The sequence below is a fragment of the Pseudomonas sp. Z4-20 genome (assembly GCF_051131955.1).
GTDB classification, from domain to species: domain Bacteria; phylum Pseudomonadota; class Gammaproteobacteria; order Pseudomonadales; family Pseudomonadaceae; genus Aquipseudomonas; species Aquipseudomonas marvdashtae.
Genome location: NZ_CP071641.1, coordinates 4,160,704 through 4,179,214 on the forward strand (window position 1 = coordinate 4,160,704; position 18,511 = coordinate 4,179,214).

14 protein-coding genes and 4 tRNA genes are annotated in these 18,511 nt (G+C 59.8%); 8 read left to right on the forward strand and 10 right to left on the reverse strand.

From position 1 onward, the window contains the following. Positions 1–167: 167 nt before the first annotated feature. Positions 168–881, reverse strand: a complete 714-nt coding sequence (locus tag J3P82_RS18965; protein ID WP_434558184.1) for an FKBP-type peptidyl-prolyl cis-trans isomerase — start codon at positions 879–881, stop codon at positions 168–170. Between the two features lie 267 nt (positions 882–1,148). On the opposite strand from J3P82_RS18965, the gene J3P82_RS18970 reads away from it, so the two are divergent. Together J3P82_RS18970 and J3P82_RS18975 are read left to right on the forward strand one after the other, a co-directional pair. Next, positions 1,149–2,954, forward strand: a complete 1,806-nt coding sequence (locus J3P82_RS18970) for a di-heme-cytochrome C peroxidase (RefSeq protein ID WP_434558185.1) — start codon at positions 1,149–1,151, stop codon at positions 2,952–2,954. Between the two features lie 31 nt (positions 2,955–2,985). Then, positions 2,986–4,122 (forward strand): catalase family protein, encoded by a 1,137-nt coding sequence (locus tag J3P82_RS18975; RefSeq protein WP_434558186.1) that lies wholly within the window; start codon positions 2,986–2,988, stop codon positions 4,120–4,122. A gap of 86 nt (positions 4,123–4,208) precedes the next feature. Here the strand turns inward: J3P82_RS18975 and J3P82_RS18980 are convergent. The 4 genes from J3P82_RS18980 to J3P82_RS18995 all read right to left on the reverse strand — a co-directional run bounded on the left by J3P82_RS18980 (position 4,209) and on the right by J3P82_RS18995 (position 4,727). Next, a tRNA-Asp gene (locus J3P82_RS18980) sits at positions 4,209–4,285 on the reverse strand. Between the two features lie 17 nt (positions 4,286–4,302). Then, positions 4,303–4,378 (reverse strand) — tRNA-Val (locus tag J3P82_RS18985). A 177-nt stretch (positions 4,379–4,555) separates the two neighbouring features. After that, a tRNA-Asp gene (locus J3P82_RS18990) sits at positions 4,556–4,632 on the reverse strand. A gap of 19 nt (positions 4,633–4,651) precedes the next feature. After that, positions 4,652–4,727 (reverse strand) — tRNA-Val (locus tag J3P82_RS18995). A 160-nt stretch (positions 4,728–4,887) separates the two neighbouring features. Between J3P82_RS18995 and rdgC the strand changes: the two genes are divergently transcribed. From rdgC to sugE, 3 genes are all read left to right on the forward strand, one after another. Further along, positions 4,888–5,808, forward strand: a complete 921-nt coding sequence (rdgC, locus tag J3P82_RS19000) for a recombination-associated protein RdgC (RefSeq protein WP_434558187.1) — start codon at positions 4,888–4,890, stop codon at positions 5,806–5,808. A gap of 140 nt (positions 5,809–5,948) precedes the next feature. Further along, a complete protein-coding gene (locus tag J3P82_RS19005; RefSeq protein WP_434558188.1) occupies positions 5,949–6,914 on the forward strand; it encodes a bile acid:sodium symporter family protein in 966 nt (321 codons plus the stop codon). A gap of 116 nt (positions 6,915–7,030) precedes the next feature. Beyond that, positions 7,031–7,345 (forward strand): quaternary ammonium compound efflux SMR transporter SugE, encoded by a 315-nt coding sequence (gene sugE / locus J3P82_RS19010; RefSeq protein ID WP_434558189.1) that lies wholly within the window; start codon positions 7,031–7,033, stop codon positions 7,343–7,345. Between the two features lie 45 nt (positions 7,346–7,390). On the opposite strand, the gene J3P82_RS19015 is transcribed toward sugE, so the two are convergent. From J3P82_RS19015 to J3P82_RS19025, 3 genes are all read right to left on the reverse strand, one after another. Further along, positions 7,391–9,265: an MFS transporter gene (locus J3P82_RS19015; RefSeq protein ID WP_434558190.1), complete on the reverse strand. Its 1,875-nt coding sequence runs from the start codon at positions 9,263–9,265 to the stop codon at positions 7,391–7,393. Positions 9,266–9,347: 82 nt separating this feature from the next. Then, entirely contained in the window at positions 9,348–10,496 is a 1,149-nt protein-coding gene (locus J3P82_RS19020) for a TDT family transporter (RefSeq protein WP_434558191.1), read from the reverse strand. Positions 10,497–10,599: 103 nt separating this feature from the next. Beyond that, on the reverse strand, positions 10,600–10,911 hold the full coding sequence (locus tag J3P82_RS19025) for a cupin domain-containing protein (protein WP_434558192.1): 312 nt from the start codon (positions 10,909–10,911) through the stop codon (positions 10,600–10,602). A gap of 135 nt (positions 10,912–11,046) precedes the next feature. On the opposite strand from J3P82_RS19025, the gene J3P82_RS19030 reads away from it, so the two are divergent. Next, positions 11,047–14,517 (forward strand): hybrid sensor histidine kinase/response regulator, encoded by a 3,471-nt coding sequence (locus tag J3P82_RS19030; RefSeq protein WP_434558193.1) that lies wholly within the window; start codon positions 11,047–11,049, stop codon positions 14,515–14,517. 132 nt (positions 14,518–14,649) lie between these two features. Here the strand turns inward: J3P82_RS19030 and rmuC are convergent, their stop codons facing one another. Together rmuC and J3P82_RS19040 are read right to left on the reverse strand one after the other, a co-directional pair. Beyond that, positions 14,650–16,035, reverse strand: a complete 1,386-nt coding sequence (gene rmuC, locus J3P82_RS19035) for a DNA recombination protein RmuC (RefSeq protein WP_186614509.1) — start codon at positions 16,033–16,035, stop codon at positions 14,650–14,652. A gap of 175 nt (positions 16,036–16,210) precedes the next feature. Then, positions 16,211–16,534, reverse strand: a complete 324-nt coding sequence (locus J3P82_RS19040; protein ID WP_434558194.1) for a sel1 repeat family protein — start codon at positions 16,532–16,534, stop codon at positions 16,211–16,213. A 903-nt stretch (positions 16,535–17,437) separates the two neighbouring features. Here J3P82_RS19040 and J3P82_RS19045 point away from each other — a divergent pair. Together J3P82_RS19045 and J3P82_RS19050 are read left to right on the forward strand one after the other, a co-directional pair. Beyond that, positions 17,438–17,662: a hypothetical protein gene (locus J3P82_RS19045; RefSeq protein ID WP_007898912.1), complete on the forward strand. Its 225-nt coding sequence runs from the start codon at positions 17,438–17,440 to the stop codon at positions 17,660–17,662. Positions 17,663–17,938: 276 nt separating this feature from the next. Next, positions 17,939–18,421 carry a hypothetical protein gene (locus J3P82_RS19050; protein WP_434558195.1) on the forward strand — a complete coding sequence of 161 codons (483 nt, stop codon included), beginning with the start codon at positions 17,939–17,941 and terminating at the stop codon, positions 18,419–18,421. The last annotated feature ends 90 nt before the right edge of the window (positions 18,422–18,511 follow it).

The window sequence follows — 18,511 nt, forward strand, 5'->3', positions numbered from 1 at the left end:
AAAAACCCAATATTTCATTGACTTGATCGGCCAACTGCGTCTAGCGCAGCGCCTGTATTGCCTATGACTGTAGCCCGCCGGGAGCGTTCGGTTTTTTTGTCATTCACCGAACGCCAGATGCAACAACGCCCCGCATAAGCGAGGCGTTGTCGTTATAGCAGACGCGATTACTTGGCTGCGCCTTCTTTTGCCGGATCCTTGATTGCCAGCAGCTCCAGGTCGAACACCAGGACCGAATTGGCAGGGATAGCCGGGCTCGGGCTCTGGGCACCGTAGGCCAGGTCGCTCGGGATGTACAGCTTGTACTTCTCGCCGACGTGCATCAGTTGCAGACCTTCGACCCAACCCGGGATCACGCCGCTGACCGGCAGGTCAATCGGGCTGCCACGCTCCACGGAGCTGTCAAACACAGTGCCGTTGGTCAACTTGCCGGTGTAGTGAACGGTCACCACGTCGGTCGGCTTGGGCTGTGCGCCGTCGGCTTTCTTGACCACTTCATACTGCAGGCCGGAAGCGGTGGTGGTAACACCCGCCTTCTTGGCATTTTCTTCGAGGAATTTCTTGCCGGCCGCTGCCGACTCTTCACTCATCTTGGCCATGCGTTCTTCGGCACGCTTTTGCAGGGCGGCGAAGGCTTCGACCAGTTCTTCGTCTTTCAGCTTCTGTTCTTTCTTGCCGACGGCATCTTCGATGCCCTGGGCGACTGCTTTGGAGTCCAGGTCATCCATACCTTCCTGAGCCAGGCTCTTGCCCATGTTCAGGCCAATGCCGTAGGAAGCTTTTTGCGCCGGGGTTTTCAGCTCTACGCTGGTCTGCGAGTCACAACCCGCGAGTACCAGGCCAACCAGGGCTACCGCCGCCGCCAACCGATGCTGTTTCATGCTATTTCCTTGTTCATGCGCCTAAAGGGCAATCGAGTAAAGCCGCGAGCTTATCAGGCGGCCACGACCAATGGCTACCGGCATGTGAGCCACAAAGCGATGATAAGTTCAGGCCGGCAAACGCTTTTTGAACCTGGGCAGATGAAGCATCTGTCATCTATTACGTACAGAGACAACTTGCCACCCCCTACGGCCCGAGATAATGGCCACTTGCCGGCCGGGCGGCGCTGAGGCATAAGGGCATATCAGAAAAACAAGGACGTTACCGTGCGCCTCCTCTCTCGCATTCTCTTGCTCATCCTCGCATTGCTTGTCGTCGTCGTGGCCGTGGTGCTTTATTACGTCGCCAACCCGCGATTGCCGGCCTATACGCCTGTCGAGCAAGTGCACTACCTGGATCAGTGGAGCGCCGCCGAGCGCCAGACGTACTATTTCACCCCGCAGGGTACTCAGGTCAAAGGCCTGCGCTACGAGTGGTTCACGGCATTGGAGCTGCCGTTCTCGCAACAGCGCTTCGCGTCGCCCGAATACCTCGCGCGCTTCGGCTTCCTGGTCGATCCAGCGCAAAAAGCCACGCCGGACAATCCCGGTAATTTGCCGGTGGGCTTCACGCGGCATCAGAATGCGGGCAGCCGCGAGCAATATCTGGACATCACTTGTGCTGCTTGCCACACGGGCGAACTGCACTTCAAGGGCCAAGCGATACGGATCGATGGCGGCTCGGCCCAACACGTGTTGCCGTCGACTGTTCCGACATTACGCGGGGGCAGCTTCGGACAAGCCTTGGTCGCAAGTCTAGCTTCGACCTACTACAACCCCTGGAAATTCGAACGCTTCGCCCGCCAGGTGCTGGGCAAGGACTATGACGCCCGTCATGAACAGCTGCGCAAGACATTCAAGGTTTCCCTGGATACCTTTCTGCGCACGGCCTGGAACGACACCCATCGCGGTCTTTACCCCACCGAGGAAGGTCCGGGACGTACCGACGCCTTTGGCCGTATCGCCAACGCCAGCTTTGGCGATGCCATTTCAGCGGAAAACTACCGGGTCGCCAACGCGCCGGTGGATTACCCTCAGCTGTGGGAAATGTGGACATTTGACTGGGTGCAGTGGAACGGCTCGGCCCAGCAACCGATGGCGCGCAATGTCGGCGAAGCCTTGGGAGTCGGCGCCACGTTGAATTTCTTCGACGCCCAGGGCAAGCCGCTGCAGGGCGATGCGCGCTATCCTTCCAGCGTGCGCGTGCGCGACCTGAACAAGATTGAAGAAACCTTGCAACTGCTCAAGCCTCCGACATGGCCTGAGGCGCTGCTAGGCTCGATCGACAAGCCTTTGGCGGCCAAAGGCCGGACGCTGTTCACCGAGAACTGCGCCGGCTGCCATGTCCCGGAAGTGGTTCAGGGGCCTGACAGGCCTGTTCAACAATTGCGCATGTTGCCGGTGAAAGTGATCGGTACCGACCCCGGCACCGCCAATAATATCGCCGACCATCGCTTCAACCTGACCAGTCTGCAATGGGACCCGGCCGAGCTGGCGAAGCTGGAGGTGCACCTGCACCCGACGCCGACAGAGCCGTTGGATCTCAGCCAGGTTTCGGTTGCCAAGGGCCTGGCCTATGTCACAGCGTTTGTCGAAAACCGTGCTTATCGCGACGCCGGCGTGACGCCGGCCGAGCGCCCGGCCCTGGATGGTTTCGGGCTGCCCATCGGCGTGCGCGAATTGCGCGCCTACAAGGCCCGACCGCTGGCAGGTGTCTGGGCCACGCCGCCATTCCTGCACAACGGCTCGGTGCCGACGATTTATCAACTGCTGTCCCCCCAGGCCGAGCGGGCGATGACCTTCTATAAAGGCAGCTTCGAATATGACCCGCGACATCTGGGCTATCGTACCGAAGCCTTTGCCAACGGGTTTCTCTTCGATACCAAGATTACCGGCAACCACAACAGCGGCCATGAATTCCGCTCAGGCGAGCGAGGCAACGGCGTCATTGGCCGCTTGCTGCAACCGCAGGAACGCTGGGCCTTGCTGGAGTATTTGAAAGTGTTGGGCGGGCCGCTGGAGTCGCAACTGTAATGATGAATCCCACAGGTAAAAGGATGTTTGCATGTTGATCACGCTCTGGCTGCGCCTCGGCGCCTTTTTGGGCAAGACGCTCTTGTGGCTGCTGGGCATCGGGCTGCTCGGCTGGGCCTTGTCCACCGCTTGGTTTGCCTGGCAACACAGCGGCTCGGTCTCGAACAAGGAGCAGATCCCCCCGGGCGAAAGCGCCATGACCCAGGACATCATCCAGACCGCCATCCGCATCGTCGATCAGCACCGCGAAGGCACCCGCTACCTGCGCGATGCCCACGCCAAGGCACACGGTTGTGTCATGGCCGAAGTCCAGGTGCCGCGCGATCTGCCAGCGCCTTTGCGCCAAGGGGTATTTGCCGAGCCGGGCAAGACCTGGCAGGCAACGATCCGCCTGTCCAACGGTAACGCCTATCCGCAATTCGACAGCTTGCGCGACGCGCGGGGGATGGCGATCAAGTTGCTGGACGTGCCCGGCAAGCAACTGCTCGCTGGTCGGCAATCACAAGGCGAGCAGGACTTCGTGATGTTCAATCATCCGAACTTCTTTGTCAGTGATGTCGCCGAGTATCGTCAGAATGTGGCCGCTCAGGCTGACGGGAAGAAGGCGATGGCATTCTTCCCGAGCCTGGATCCGCGCACTTGGCAGATCCGTCATTTATTCATCGCCCTGGCGACCCTTTCGCCGCCCCCGACCAGCCCGACCCAGACCACCTACTTCTCGGTATCGCCTTACAAATTCGGCGCGGCCAATGCCAAGTTTCGCGTCGCACCGGACCCGGACAGCTGTCCAAGCTACACCTTGCCTGCGCAGAACCAGGACCTGCCGAATTTCTTGCGCAGCGCATTGAATCAGCAGTTATCCACAGATCGCGTGCCGGCCTGTTTTGTCTTGCAGATCCAGCGTCAGGATCCGAGCAGGTACATGCCCATCGAAGACACCAGCATTGAATGGCAGGAAGACGATGCACCGTTCGAGACGGTGGCGCGAATCAAGGTGCCGGCTCAGGATTTCGACACGCCCAAGCTGAACCTCGCTTGTGATAACCAGTCCTTCAACCCTTGGTTCGGCATCGAGGATCATCGGCCTATTGGCGGTATCAACCGTTTGCGCAAGGCCGTGTATGAGGCGGTCAGTGATTATCGTCACAGCCGGAACGCCGAGCAGTAGATAAAGTGCCGGACAACAAAAAGCCCGCTCAAATGAGCGGGCTTTTTGTTGGCAACCTGGCGTTCAGCATTCCAGATGACCGAATATGGCGCAGCGGACGGGACTCGAACCCGCGACCCCCGGCGTGACAGGCCGGTATTCTAACCGACTGAACTACCGCTGCGCGTAACATTGAAAGCTTGGTGGGTGATGACGGGATCGAACCGCCGACATTCTGCTTGTAAGGCAGACGCTCTCCCAGCTGAGCTAATCACCCTTCACTTTCGATGCGGTGCGCATTCTCTCACAGTTTTTTATAACGTGCTGATTTAATTGAAAAAGTCAGCAAAACAAATGATTCATGCGTACCGCGGAGAAACTGCAAACAGCAAAAAGCCCGCGTTAGCGGGCTTCTTGTGGTGACCTGGCGTTCAGTGTTCCAGGTTACCGAATATGGCGCAGCGGACGGGACTCGAACCCGCGACCCCCGGCGTGACAGGCCGGTATTCTAACCGACTGAACTACCGCTGCGCGTAACACTTGAAACGAATGGTGGGTGATGACGGGATCGAACCGCCGACATTCTGCTTGTAAGGCAGACGCTCTCCCAGCTGAGCTAATCACCCTTCGCTTTCGGTGTGGCGCGCATTCTACGGAGCACTCCCTAAGCTGGCAAGCACTTTTTACATTAATTTTCTCAGGCCTTCCAAAGGCTTAGCTAAGGGTTGGCCTATGGCGCCGCGAAGAGAATAATGCCCCCCTTTGTATAAAGGAGAGACTCACCCCATGTGGTTCAAGAACCTGCTTATCTATCGCCTGACCCAAGATCTGCCTGTTGATGCCGAGGCGTTGGAAACTGCACTGGCGACCAAACTGGCACGCCCATGTGCAAGCCAGGAGTTGACCACTTACGGTTTCGTCGCGCCCTTCGGCAAAGGCGAAGACGCGCCCTTGGTGCATGTCAGCCAGGATTTCCTGCTGATCGCCGCCCGCAAGGAAGAACGCATCCTGCCCGGCAGCGTCGTGCGTGACGCCGTGAAGGAAAAGGTCGAAGAGATCGAAGCCGAACAGATGCGCAAGGTCTATAAAAAGGAGCGGGACCAGATCAAGGATGAAATCATCCAAGCGTTCCTGCCTCGCGCATTCATCCGTCGCTCGTCCACGTTCGCCGCCATCGCGCCGAAACAGGGCCTGATCCTGGTCAACTCCGCCAGCCCGAAACGCGCCGAAGACCTGCTTTCCACCCTGCGCGAAGTCATCGGCACGCTGCCGGTACGTCCGCTCACCGTGAAGACGGCCCCAACCGCGATCATGACCGACTGGGTCAAGACTCAGAAAGCCGCAGACGATTTCTTCGTGCTGGACGAATGTGAATTGCGCGACACCCATGAAGACGGCGGCATCGTTCGTTGCAAGCGCCAGGACCTGACCAGCGACGAAATCCAACTGCACCTGAGCACCGGCAAGGTCGTGACGCAGCTGTCGCTGGCCTGGCAGGACAAGTTGTCCTTCGTGCTCGACGATAAAATGGTAGTCAAGCGCCTGAAGTTCGAGGACTTGCTGCAGGACCAGGCGGAACAGGACGGCGGCGACGAAGCCTTGGGCCAGTTGGACGCCAGCTTCACCCTGATGATGCTGACATTCGGTGAGTTCCTGCCGGCGCTGGTTGAAGCGTTGGGTGGTGAAGAGCTTCCGCAGGGAATCTAATGGCAGAAGTTGTCCTTTGGAAGCAAGCCCGCTCGCGATGACGGTCGATCACCCACAGTAATGTGGGTCGATAATCCGTTATCTTAAGCAGGCTCGCTTTCATGTCGGGCTGTGCTGCAACTAATAATAAGGATCAGGTCATGCGCGCACTGGTTGCATTGAGTCGTTTTGTCGGCAACACCTTCGCTTACTGGGTACTGTTGTTTGCGATAGTAGCGTTTCTATTTCCCCAATGGTTTGTCGATCTGAAAGTGGCCATTGTGCCGTTGCTTGGCCTGGTGATGTTCGGCATGGGCCTGGCCCTGAAGACCGAGGATTTTGCCGAAGTGGCCCGCCATCCGGGACGCGTCGCCCTGGGAGTTGCTGCTCAATTCGTGATCATGCCAGGCACCGCGTGGCTGCTTTGCCAGATATTCAGCCTGCCGCCGGAAATTGCCGTGGGGGTGATCCTCGTAGGCTGCTGCCCGAGCGGCACATCCTCCAACGTCATGACCTGGCTGGGTCGTGGTGACCTGGCCTTGGCTGTGTCGATTTCGGCCATCACGACCCTGATCGCCCCGGTGATTACCCCGGCGCTGATCTGGCTGTTGGCCTCGGCCTGGTTGCCGGTGTCGTTCTCGGCGCTGTTCTGGTCGATCCTGCAAATAGTCCTGTTGCCGATCTTCCTTGGCGTCGTCGCCCAACGTCTACTGGGTGAACGGGTTCGTCTCGCGGTCGATGTGTTGCCGTTGGTGTCGGTGGTGAGCATCGTGATCATCGTCGCGGCAGTGGTCGCGGCCAGTCAGGCGAAAATCGCCGAATCCGGCCTGCTGATCATGGCAGTAGTGATGCTGCACAACAGCTTCGGCTACCTGCTGGGATATTTCACCGGGCGCCTGTTCGGATTGCCACTGGCCCAGCGCAAAACCTTGTCGCTGGAGGTGGGCATGCAGAACTCCGGCCTGGGCGCGGCCCTGGCCAGTGCGCATTTTTCGCCGCTGGCGGCGGTGCCCAGTGCACTGTTCAGCGTCTGGCACAATATTTCCGGCGCGTTGCTGGCAACCCACTTCCGGCGCATGAGTGAAAAGCAAGACCGTGAGCAGCTTGCCCGTCAAGCGGCGGACTGACCGGGCGCCTTGACCGAATAGTCAGCATTGGGCATCCTTTTGCCCAATGCGGGGACGACCTCGCAACTCCAAAGAGTTTTATCCGGGGACGACCCCATCCATCGATGAGGTGTGTGATGTCCTGGATCATTCTGTTTTTCGCTGGCCTGTTTGAAGTCGGCTGGGCTGTCGGCCTGAAATACACCGACGGCTTTTCCCGCCCTCTTCCCACTGCATTGACCGTTGCGGCCATGGCGATCAGCCTTGGCCTGCTGGGCCTTGCCATGAAAGAGCTGCCGTTGGGCACCGCCTATGCAATCTGGACCGGTGTCGGTGCCGTAGGCACGGTGATCGCCGGGATCATTCTGTTTGGCGAGTCGATGGCGCTGATTCGGTTGGTCAGCGTGGCGTTGATCATTGCCGGGTTGATCGGCCTCAAGGTCAGCAACTGAACCGAATGCAGGAGCCGGACTTCCCGGTTCCTGCATCGTTTTGCGTTATCGGACCGCGCCGCGAAGCTCTCCCACCATCGCCTGCAACTTCGCAGGCTCAGCCGTCTCGACCGCAACCGCCGAACCCGCCACCAGGGTCACTCGCGACCAGAACCGGCGAAAAAGCCCCTTGTCCGGATCGCGACTGAAGAAGCTGCCCCACAAGCCCTGCAACGCCAAGGGAATCACTGGCACCGGGGTTTCCTGGAGGATGCGTGTCAGTCCGCTCTTGAACTCATTGATCTCACCGTCGGCAGTCAATTTTCCTTCAGGAAAGATGCACACCAGCTCGCCGTCCTTCAGGTACTGGGCGATTCGGCTGAAGGCCTTTTCGTAGATCTGGATATCTTCCTGGCGCCCGGCGATCGGAATTGTGCCCGCGGTGCGAAAGATAAAGTTCAGGACTGGCAGGTTGTAGATCTTGTAATACATCACAAAACGAATCGGCCGACGCACCGCGCCGCCGATCAGTAAGGCATCGACAAACGACACGTGATTGCACACCAACAGCGCCGCGCTCTCATCAGGAATCGCTTCGAGGTTGCGATGCTCCACCCGGTACATGGAATGGCTTAGCAGCCAGATCATGAAACGCATGCTGAACTCGGGAACGATCTTGAAGATGTAGGCATTGACGCCGATGTTCAGCAGCGACACCACCAGGAACAGTTGCGGGATCGACAGTTTGGCCAGGCTCAGCAAGACGATGGAAACGACCGCCGAGACCACCATGAACAGTGCGTTGAGAATATTGTTGGCGGCAATCACCCGCGCCCGCTCGTTCTCCACGGTACGCGACTGAATGAGGGCGTAGAGCGGCACGATGTAGAAACCGCCAAAAATCCCTAGGCCAAGAATGTCGATCAGCACCAGCCAGGCATGCCCGAACCCCAGGATCTGCAGCCAGCCGTGGCCGTCGACACTGTCTGGGATTGCGCCGGAATGCCACCACAAGAGCAGCCCGAACACGGTCAAGCCGAAGGAACCGAATGGCACCAGGCCGATCTCCACTTTGCGCCCCGAAAGTTTTTCACAGAGCATCGAACCCAGGGCGATCCCCACCGAAAACACCGTAAGGATCAACGTCACCACGGTTTCGTCGCCGTGCATCCACTCCTTGGCATACGCGGGAATCTGCGTGAGGTAGATCGCCCCGACGAACCAGAACCACGAGTTGCCGACAATGGAGCGGGAAACCGCCGGGGTCTGTCCCAGGCCGAGCTTCAACGTGGCCCAGGACTGGCTGAAGATGTTCCAGTTCAAGCGCATCTGCGGCGAGGCCGCCGCCGCCCGTGGAATGCCACGGCTGGCCAGGTAACCGGCCACGGCGATGGCGACGATGGCCACCGACACCACCGGCGCGTAGTGCGCCGACGACATCATGATCCCCGCGCCGATGGTGCCGGCAAGAATCGCCAGGAACGTGCCCATTTCCACCAGGCCATTGCCGCCAACCAGTTCATCCTCGCGCAATGCCTGCGGCAGGATCGAATATTTCACCGGCCCAAACAGCGCCGAATGCGTGCCCATGGCAAACAGCGCCACCAGCATCAGCCACAAATGATCGAACAGGAAACCCAGCGCGCCGACCGCCATGATCGCGATTTCGCCGAGCTTGATCAGGCGAATCAGCGCGTCCTTGGCGAACTTTTCTCCGAATTGACCCGCCAACGCCGAAAACAGGAAGAACGGCAGGATGAACAGCAGCGCGCAGAGGTTGACCCAGATCGAGCGGTCACCCTCGATGGTCAGCTTGTAGAGAATGGCGAGGATCAGCGACTGCTTGAAAATGTTGTCGTTGAACGCCCCGAGGGACTGCGTGATGAAAAACGGCAGGAAGCGCCGCGTGCGAAGCAAGGTGAACTGCGAAGGGTGACTCATCTTCCATGTTCCTGAGTGGCGTGGACGCTTGTTTGGAATGACGCTTTTTCGATCCAGGCCACACATTACCTGTCTTTAACGATTATTTCGCCAGCCCCGCAATGCAGGGCGACACAAACAACTCACCGTGCCAGGCGCCCAGTAACGTGCGCCAGCCCACGATCAGCCACATCACCGCCAGCATCGCCACCAGCGCGCAACCGAACACATTGAAAAAAACCAGGCCCAGCAGGCTCGCCAGCTTCAGCGTCGTCAGGGCGAACACACCCAGCGGAAAGGTGAAGCCCCACCAGCCGAGATTGAACGGGATGCCTTCGCGCAAGTAGCGCGCGGTGATCAGCAGTGCCATCAACATCCACCAGAAACCGAAGCCCCACAGGGTGACGCCGGCAACCAATCCCAGCCCGGAGGCGACCTCGCCCACGCCCGACAGGCCATTGGCGGCAAAGATAATCGGCGCGTCACCCCCCAGCAGCAACATGCCCAGGGCGCCGGTCCCGATGGGGCCGAGGGCCAGCCAGCTCGAAGCGGCCATGTTCTCGTGCGGCAGTTTGTGCAAGGCCATGCGCAACAGCAGAATGGTCAGGATGCTGAACGCCACCGGCAGGGAAAAGGCCCAGAGCACGTAACTGGTCACCAGCATGACCAGTTGTGAATGGGCATCGGCAAGGTGCGGCGCCAACAGCCCGCCGCTGACAGCAGCCACTTCGGCGGCGACTACGGGCAGCAGCCACACGGCAGTCATCTGGTCGATGCGGTGTTCCTGGCGGGTAAACATCAGGAACGGAATCAGCACGCCGCAGGCCAGCGACATCGCCACGTCGACCCACCACAACAGCTCGATCAACGGCAACACCCCCTCGCCCCAGCGCGGCACGCCGAACACCAGGAAACCATTGATGATCGTCGCCAACCCCATGGGAATGGTGCCGAAGAACATGGACACGGTTGAATGTCCGAAAATCCGCCGGGCCTCGTCGAAGAAAAGCACCCAGCGAGCGGCGTAAAGTCCCGTGAACAAACCGAAGAGGAGAATGTTGAACAACCACAGCCCTTCGGCCAGCGCGTGCAAACCGGGGTTGGACCCTGGCAGTTGCGCCAGGGCCAGGGCCAGCACGCCGGTGCCCATGGTCGCGGCAAACCAGTTCGGGGTGAATTGTCGAATCACCTCCAACGGCCTTGGCAGGTGGCTAAGCGGTCGCAAGGGATATTTTTCGGCAAGGCACGTCACGGTGATTTCCTCTCCTCGGATGAGGTGAGGCCATGCTAGAGCCGAACAGAATATCTATATAACGGGTAATTTCTCTATGGGTTATCTATTCACCAGATACATCTCAAACGCTGCCCTCAGTCTCGATCACCAGGATTCTCGCTTCGCCTATAGGTCTGGCCACGTGCTCGGTGCCTACGGATGCGTAGAAAATGTCCCCGGTCTCCAACAAGGTATCTTTTTCGCTACCCTCTTCCCGGTAGCACATCTGCACTTGCCCATCGAGCACTACGAATACTTCCTGCCCATCATTGATGTGCCATTTGTACGGCTGATCAGTCCAGTGCAAGCGCGTGGTGATCCCGTTCATATTGGCGATATCCAGCGCCGCCCAGGCGCGGTCGCCAACGAAGGATTTGCTGCGGATAATTTTCAAGAGGATGTCCGAAAAAAGGCTTGGGCACCAAGACTACCCCCATGCCTCGACCTTGGTCGACACTGACGAACCCGAGCGGGCATGCGAGACTGTCGTGCCGGGCTCAAGCCCGGGCGGATTTGTCTGGGAGTATCCATGTCGCTGTCCAGCGGGCTGATCGCCGTTGTTGCCCTGGCCTATATGGCCATCATGTTTGCCATCGCCTTCTACGGTGATCGGCGCAGCACGCCGTTGCCGCCGCGCGTGCGGGCCTGGGTCTATAGCTTGTCGCTGGCGGTGTATTGCACCAGCTGGACGTTTTTTGGCGCCGTGGGCCAGGCCGCCGAACAGCTCTGGTCATTCCTGCCGATCTACCTCGGGCCGATCCTGCTGCTGGTGTTTGCGCCGTGGGTCCTGCAGAAAATGGTGATGATCAGCAAGCAGGAGAACATCACCTCCATCGCCGACTTCATCGCCGCCCGCTATGGCAAGTCCCAGTCCCTGGCGATCGTGGTCGCGTTGATCTGCCTGGTCGGCGTGTTGCCCTACATTGCCTTGCAACTCAAGGGCATCGTGCTGGGAGTGAACCTGCTGATCGGCGCGGGTGCCGATGCAATGGGCACCCGCGCCCAGGACACGGCGCTGATTGTCTCGCTGATCCTGGCGCTGTTCACGATCGTGTTCGGCACGCGCAACCTGGATGCCACCGAACACCACCGCGGCATGGTGCTGGCGATTGCCTTCGAATCGCTGGTCAAGCTGTTCGCCTTCCTGGCGGTTGGCGCGTTCGTCACGTATGGCCTCTATGACGGCTTTGACGATCTGTTCGACCAGGCGATGCTCGCGCCTCGCCTGGAGCAATACTGGAAGGAAACCATCAACTGGCCATCCATGGTGGTGCAAACCGGGGTGGCGATGATGGCGATCATTTGCCTGCCCCGGCAATTCCACGTCACCGTGGTAGAAAACATCGACCCTCAGGACCTGCGCCTGGCCAAGTGGGTGTTTCCCGCCTACCTGGCCCTGGCCGCGCTGTTCGTGGTGCCGATCGCACTTGCCGGGCAAATGCTGCTGCCCACCTCCGTGCTGCCGGATTCGTTCGTCATCAGCCTGCCACTGGCCCAGGCTCATCCAGCCCTGGCGGTGCTGGCATTCATTGGCGGCGCCTCGGCCGCCACCGGCATGGTCATCGTCGCGAGCGTCGCCTTGTCGACCATGGTTTCCAACGACATGCTGCTGCCCTGGCTGTTGCGCCGCAACAACGCCGAGCGGCCCTTCGAAGTGTTCCGCCAGTGGATGCTGTCGGTACGTCGGGTAAGCATTGTCGTGATCCTGCTACTGGCCTACGTCAGCTATCGACTGCTCGGTTCGACGGCGAGCCTGGCGACCATCGGCCAGATCGCCTTCGCCGCCGTGACGCAACTGGCGCCCGCCATGCTCGGTGCGCTGTATTGGAAGCAGGCGAACCGACGCGGTGTGTTCGCCGGCCTCGCCACAGGGATTTTCCTCTGGTTCTACACGCTGGTGCTGCCGATCGCCGCCCACAGCCTGGGTTGGTCGTTGAGCAGTTTCCCCGGCCTGGCCTGGCTGCACGGCAATCCACTGGACCTGCCGATCACCCCATTGACGCAAGGCGTGGTCTTGTCGCTGGCCGGCAACTTCATTCTGTTCGCCTGGGTCTCGGTGTTGTCGCGCACTCGCGTGTCGGAACATTGGCAGGCCGGACGGTTTATCGGCCAGGAGATTAACGCTCGCCCCAACCCGCGCTCGATGCTGGCGGTGCAAATCGATGACCTGTTGCAACTGGCTGCTCGCTTCGTCGGCGAAGAACGGGCGCGCCAGAGCTTTATCCGGTTCGCCTATCGCCAAGGCAAAGGCTTCAACCCGAGCCAGAACGCCGACAGCGAATGGATCGCCCACACCGAGCGCCTGCTGGCCGGTGTGCTCGGGGCTTCTTCGACGCGGGCGGTGGTGAAAGCGGCGATTGAAGGCCGCGAGATGCAACTGGAAGACGTCGTGCGGATCGCCGACGAAGCGTCCGAGGTGTTGCAATTCAACCGCGCGCTGCTGCAAGGCGCGATCGAAAACATCACGCAGGGCATCAGCGTGGTGGACCAGTCCCTCAGGCTGGTGGCGTGGAACCGTCGCTATCTGGAGCTGTTCAATTATCCCGACGGCCTTATCAGTGTCGGCCGGCCGATAGCCGACATCATCCGCTACAACGCCGAGCGCGGCCTTTGCGGTCCTGGCGAGGCTGAAGTCCATGTTGCGCGGCGCCTGCACTGGATGCGCCAGGGGCGCGCGCACACCTCGGAACGGCTGTTTCCCAACGGCCGGGTGATCGAGTTGATCGGCAACCCGATGCCCGGTGGCGGATTTGTCATGAGTTTTACCGACATCACCGCGTTCCGCGAAGCTGAAAAAGCCTTGACCGACGCCAACGAAGGGCTCGAGCAGCGGGTCGCCGAACGTACCCGCGAGCTGTCGCAACTGAACCTGGCGCTGACCGACGCCAAAGGCACGGCCGAAGCGGCCTATCAATCCAAGACGCGCTTCCTCGCCGCCGTCAGCCATGACCTGATGCAACCCCTCAACGCCGCGCGCCTGTTCTCCGCGGCGCTGTCCCATCAGCACGAAGGCTTGCCGAGCGAAGCCCAGCAATTGGTGCAACATTTGGACAGTTCGTTGCGCTCAGCCGAAGATCTGATCACCGACCTGCTGGACATCTCCCGACTGGAAAACGGCAAGATCAACCCTGATCGCAAACCGTTCGCCCTCAACGACCTGTTCGACACCCTCGGCGCCGAGTTCACGGTGCTGGCGCGCGAGCAAGGCCTTAAATTCCGGGTTCGCGGTTCACGGCTGCGGGTAGACAGCGACATCAAGTTGCTACGCCGCGTCCTGCAGAACTTCCTTACCAATGCCTTTCGCTACGCCAAGGGACCGGTGCTGCTGGGCGTACGCCGCCGCGACGGCGAGCTGTGCCTGGAGGTCTGGGATCGCGGGCCGGGCATTGCCGAAGACAAACTGCAGGTCATCTTCGAAGAATTCAAACGCCTCGACAGCCATCAGACCCGCGCCGAGAAAGGACTGGGCCTGGGCCTGGCGATTGCCGACGGGCTGTGCCGCGTGCTCAGCCACACGTTACGGGTCCGCTCTTGGCCGGGGTGCGGCAGTGTCTTCAGCGTCAGCGTGCCGTTAGCCCGAACCCAAGCCGTCGAGCCCCAGATCGCGCCCGAACCCAACGGCCAGTTGCCCAGCGGCGCACAGGTGCTGTGTGTCGATAACGAAGACAGCATCCTGGTCGGCATGAACAGTCTGCTGACCCGCTGGGGTTGCCAGGTACGGACGGCGCGCAACCGAGAAGAATGCGAGCGCTGGCTCGCCCAAGGGGTCCGCCCGCAATTGGCGCTGGTGGATTTTCATCTGGACGACGGCGAGACCGGTACCGAGCTGATGGCCTGGCTGCGCACGCGCATGGGCGAACCGGTGCCGGGGGTGGTGATCAGTGCCGACGGCCGGCCCGAGACGGTGGCGCAGGTGCATGCGGCGGGCCTGGATTACCTGGCCAAACCGGTCAAGCCTGCGGCGTTGAGGGCTTTGTTGAGTCGGCATTTGCCGCTTTAGAGAGCAACTGCATTCTATCGTGGCGAGGGAGCTTGCTCCCGCTGGACGCGCAGCGTCCCCTTGCGGTGTGTCAGGCAAATCCAGAGGGCCGCTGCGCAGCCCAGCGGGAGCAAGCTCCCTCGCCACGGGGGGTCAACCTTGAGAGGGCTCGGCTTCTTCCGGCAACTCAGGCAACCCATCCACATCCGCCATCGCTCTCTCAAGCAACTCGGGCGGTAGGCTCTTGCTGGCCCGGGCACCGAGTAATTTCAGCTGTTCGCTGCGGCTGATCAGGTTGCCGCGCCCTTCTGTCAGCTTGTTGCGTGCGGCGCTGTAGGCTTTGTCCAGCTGTTGCAAGCGGCTGCCGATTTCGTCCAGGTCTTGAATGAACAGGACGAATTTGTCGTATAGCCACCCCGCCCGCTCGGCGATTTCCCGGGCGTTCTGGCTCTGGCGCTCTTGCTTCCACAAGCTGTCGATCACCCGCAACGTCGCCAGCAAGGTGGTCGGGCTGACAATCACGATGTTGCGATCGAACGCCTCCTGGAACAGGTTCGGCTCGGCTTGCAGCGCGGCGGAGAATGCCGCTTCGATCGGCACGAACAGCAACACAAAATCCAGGCTGTGCAGCCCGTCCAGGCGTTTGTAATCCTTGCCGGCCAAGCCTTTGACGTGAGCGCGCAACGATACGACATGTTGCTTGAGGGCAAGCTGGCCGATGGCGTCGTCTTCGGCGGCGACGTATTGCTGATAGGCCGTCAGGCTGACCTTGGAGTCGACCACTACTTGCTTGTCGCCGGGCAGGTAAATTAGCACGTCGGGCTGGAAACGTTCACCGTCCGGGCCTTTGAGACTGACCTGAGTCTGGTATTCGCGGCCCTTTTCCAAACCGGCATGTTCGAGCACTCGCTCGAGGATCAGCTCGCCCCAGTTGCCCTGGGTCTTTTGTCCCTTGAGGGCACGGGTCAGGTTGGTGGCTTCATCGCTCAGGCGCAGGTTCAGCTGTTGCAGCCGCTCCAGTTCTTTGCCCAAGGAGAACCGTTCGCGCGCCTCGGCCTGATAACTTTCCTCGACGCGTTTTTCGAAGGACTGGATGCGTTCCTTCAGCGGATCGAGCAATTGCCCCAGGCGCTGCTGGCTGGTTTCGGCGAAACGCTGTTCACGCTCATCGAAGATTTTCCCGGCCAGCTCGGCGAACTGGGCCCGCAACGCATCTCGCGAACCTTGCAAGTCGTCCAGGCGCTGCTGATGGCTTTCCTGCTGCTCGCGCAATTCGGCCTGCAACGAAGCCGCGTGGGCATCGAGGCGTCGCAGTTCCGCTTCTTTATTGGCGCGCTCCAGGTTCCAGGCATGGGCTGCGTCCCTGGCGTTGTCGCGCTCGACCTGCAGCAACTCGACCTCGCGACACGCGGCGGCAAGTTCAGCTTGCTTGGCGGCATTGGCCTGGCTCAGGTCACTGATTTCGTCGCGACAGGCATCGAGTTGGGCGTTCAGCCCATCGTGGGCCATGTGGGCCGTGCTCAGGCGCTCTTCGAGCAATGCCAGCTCAGTCTGCGCGGCAGTGGCCCGGCGTTGCAGGTGCCAGGCCAGCGCCAGCAACGGCACTGCTGCGCCCGCCAGGCCCAGCAACAGGCTGGTCAAATCCAAAGCCATGACAGTTCCTGCCGATCAAATAAAGCCCGAAGGTTAACCAAGCAGCCAAGCGTTGCCCAGCTCAGTCTTCGATTTCACCCAGCGCCAGGCGGGCGCGGTGATCGCCGGCCCGGGCGGCTTGGCGTAACAAGTCGTGGCCGATGCGCCGGTCCCGCGCATTACCGCATTCGCGACACATCAGTTGCCCGAGGCGACTTTGTGCAGCCACCACCCCTTCTCGGGCCGGTTGCTTGAGCAAACGGCCGGCCAGATGCTTGACGCTGGGGCGTTCTCCCAGGCGTGGGCTATCCAATAGCCACTCGGCGACGCGCATCGACATGCGCTTGGGCGGGGTAACACCCGGGGGTACCGAGGTAACAGGATTTGATACTGAGCGAAACTTCATGACGCACTACGGGACAGATCGGAAGGCGCGCCACTCTACTCCTTTTTTCGTGCGGGTAAAGTCGAAAAAACCAGCACCCCCCGTGCTAGAGCAAGCGCTTGGGACAATCCACAGAAGCTGTGGATAACTCAGTGGACAACCTACCCTGAACTGTCCGCAAGCCCTGTGGAACGGGGCCTGCGCTCAAACTGACGATTTTTTCACCAGTCAAAAAAAGCGATGTTTTTCATTGACTTAAATTTTGGATGCAGGCACCCACCCCCGATTGTTCCAACATGACAATACCGTGACAGTCCGCACCGGGAGTGTGTACAAGTAACAGCCGAAGTGGTTATATCGCCGCGCTTTGTTGGCACCTACGGCGCAGAAAACCCTGTGGACAAGCGCAGATCTATGGCATCAGGCCATTATTTTCGCCGTGCCTGGGCCGGATCGAATCTTTTTTGACAAGAGCCCTTCCCTTCCACTATTCGATCCGTTAGTATCCGCGGCGTTAGTACCAAGCTGAAAGTCAATTCCGGGTCGGAAACATCTCTACGGTCAGCCATCCTAAAAAGGACGCCTTACTGAAAAAAGAGACCGCCCCCCTCGATGGTTTCCAGGTAACCCTTGCGCCAATACACTTCGAACGAATGCGAAGCGTGCTGCCAGGCTCACTACTCTGACCGAACCAACCTGCAAAATTGATCAGGATCTTCACCCCGGGCCCAGAACCTTTGCCCTTGATGTGCTGCCTGCCCTCCTAAGTACCTACCTGCCAGCCCAAGCGCGCACTCATATAGCGCTCAAACTGGCTGCTTTGTTCCAGTCAGGCTCTTCGTTCGACCAACGGTGGTCGACGTTACTGGAACGTTTTAACGTTGCACGGTTCTTAACCGTGTCATTTGTAGGAACACCCATAACATGTCTACTCAAATCCACACGCAGGATGCGATCCGCACCCTAACCAACGCTTTTGCCCCAATGAACTGCCTGATCATGGCCGCTCGCAAAGGCTGCTTCAGCTTCACGCTGGTCAACGAACACGGCATCGCTCGTCACAGCGAACGCTTGTATCCCGACCAGTACTCCAGCGCAGAACCGCTGCAGGCCGTGATCGAGCGTACCCGTCAGGCACTGGTTGCCTGAGACCCGAGACAACTGAAAACCCCAAAGGCCCCGCCCAAAACGCGGGGCTTTTTATTGCCCAAGGTTTCTCGATAAAGCGCAACGGCTTAAGCACAAACCGCTATAACAGTCATAACCGTTCGACGAACTTGGTTTAAAAACAGTCCTTTACAGCACAGATATGACACTACACTTCAACTCGAGCGGCATGATCCGCTTTCGGCGAAGCCTGATCCGATCCACTCGCTGCCAAGCCCTTACCGTCAGGCTTCGCCCATTTCCCATCTCGAGGGTTTTATGGGTATCGCCGCCAGCGAACTGTGTAGATACGTGATCCGCCCGACGCTCCTTTACCTGGGGCGTCACAGCACCACGGCGGAGACCTTGTTGCTGGGTATTGCCGCCAGCCAGTCCGGTCTGGGCGCTGCCTTGCATGATCGCCGCGGACACGGTTTGTACCGCATTACCGAACCTCGCCACCAAGCGCTGTGGGACGATTATCTGGCGCTGGATCCGGAACGTGCCAGCCTGGTTCGCGGCCTGGCAAGCCAACATGCCTTCCTGAGCAGCCCCCATCTGGAATTGACCGTCAACCTGCGCTACGCCACCGCCATCGCCTGGTTGCTGGTCGAAGAACAAGCCTCCCCATTGCCCAGTGCCGACGACTTGCTGGGTATGGCCCGGATCTGGCGACAGACTTTTCACCCTCAAGGTCGCCTGCGAGATTTCACTTGCGCCTGGCAAAACTGTGTTTCGCCGCTGAATCAGGTGGCTTGCTGAACGGAAAAAAGGAAAGTTCCTACAAAAGCGGCGATTTTGGTCAGATTGTCCTACAAAACCCCTCTAAATCAAGCCATACAAGCTATAGCG

Excerpts from the sequence above, each read along its gene's own strand:
- J3P82_RS19030 (WP_434558193.1), top strand. The coding sequence starts at position 11,047 with ATGTCGCTGTCCAGCGGGCTGATCGCCGTTGTTGCCCTGGCCTATATG.
- J3P82_RS18965 (WP_434558184.1), bottom strand. The coding sequence starts at position 881 with ATGAAACAGCATCGGTTGGCGGCGGCGGTAGCCCTGGTTGGCCTGGTA.
- J3P82_RS19005 (WP_434558188.1), top strand. The coding sequence starts at position 5,949 with ATGCGCGCACTGGTTGCATTGAGTCGTTTTGTCGGCAACACCTTCGCT.
- J3P82_RS19045 (WP_007898912.1), top strand. The coding sequence starts at position 17,438 with ATGTCTACTCAAATCCACACGCAGGATGCGATCCGCACCCTAACCAAC.
- J3P82_RS19040 (WP_434558194.1), bottom strand. The coding sequence starts at position 16,534 with ATGAAGTTTCGCTCAGTATCAAATCCTGTTACCTCGGTACCCCCGGGT.
- J3P82_RS19015 (WP_434558190.1), bottom strand. The coding sequence starts at position 9,265 with ATGAGTCACCCTTCGCAGTTCACCTTGCTTCGCACGCGGCGCTTCCTG.
- J3P82_RS18975 (WP_434558186.1), top strand. The coding sequence starts at position 2,986 with ATGTTGATCACGCTCTGGCTGCGCCTCGGCGCCTTTTTGGGCAAGACG.
- rdgC (WP_434558187.1), top strand. The coding sequence starts at position 4,888 with ATGTGGTTCAAGAACCTGCTTATCTATCGCCTGACCCAAGATCTGCCT.
- sugE (WP_434558189.1), top strand. The coding sequence starts at position 7,031 with ATGTCCTGGATCATTCTGTTTTTCGCTGGCCTGTTTGAAGTCGGCTGG.
- J3P82_RS19050 (WP_434558195.1), top strand. The coding sequence starts at position 17,939 with ATGGGTATCGCCGCCAGCGAACTGTGTAGATACGTGATCCGCCCGACG.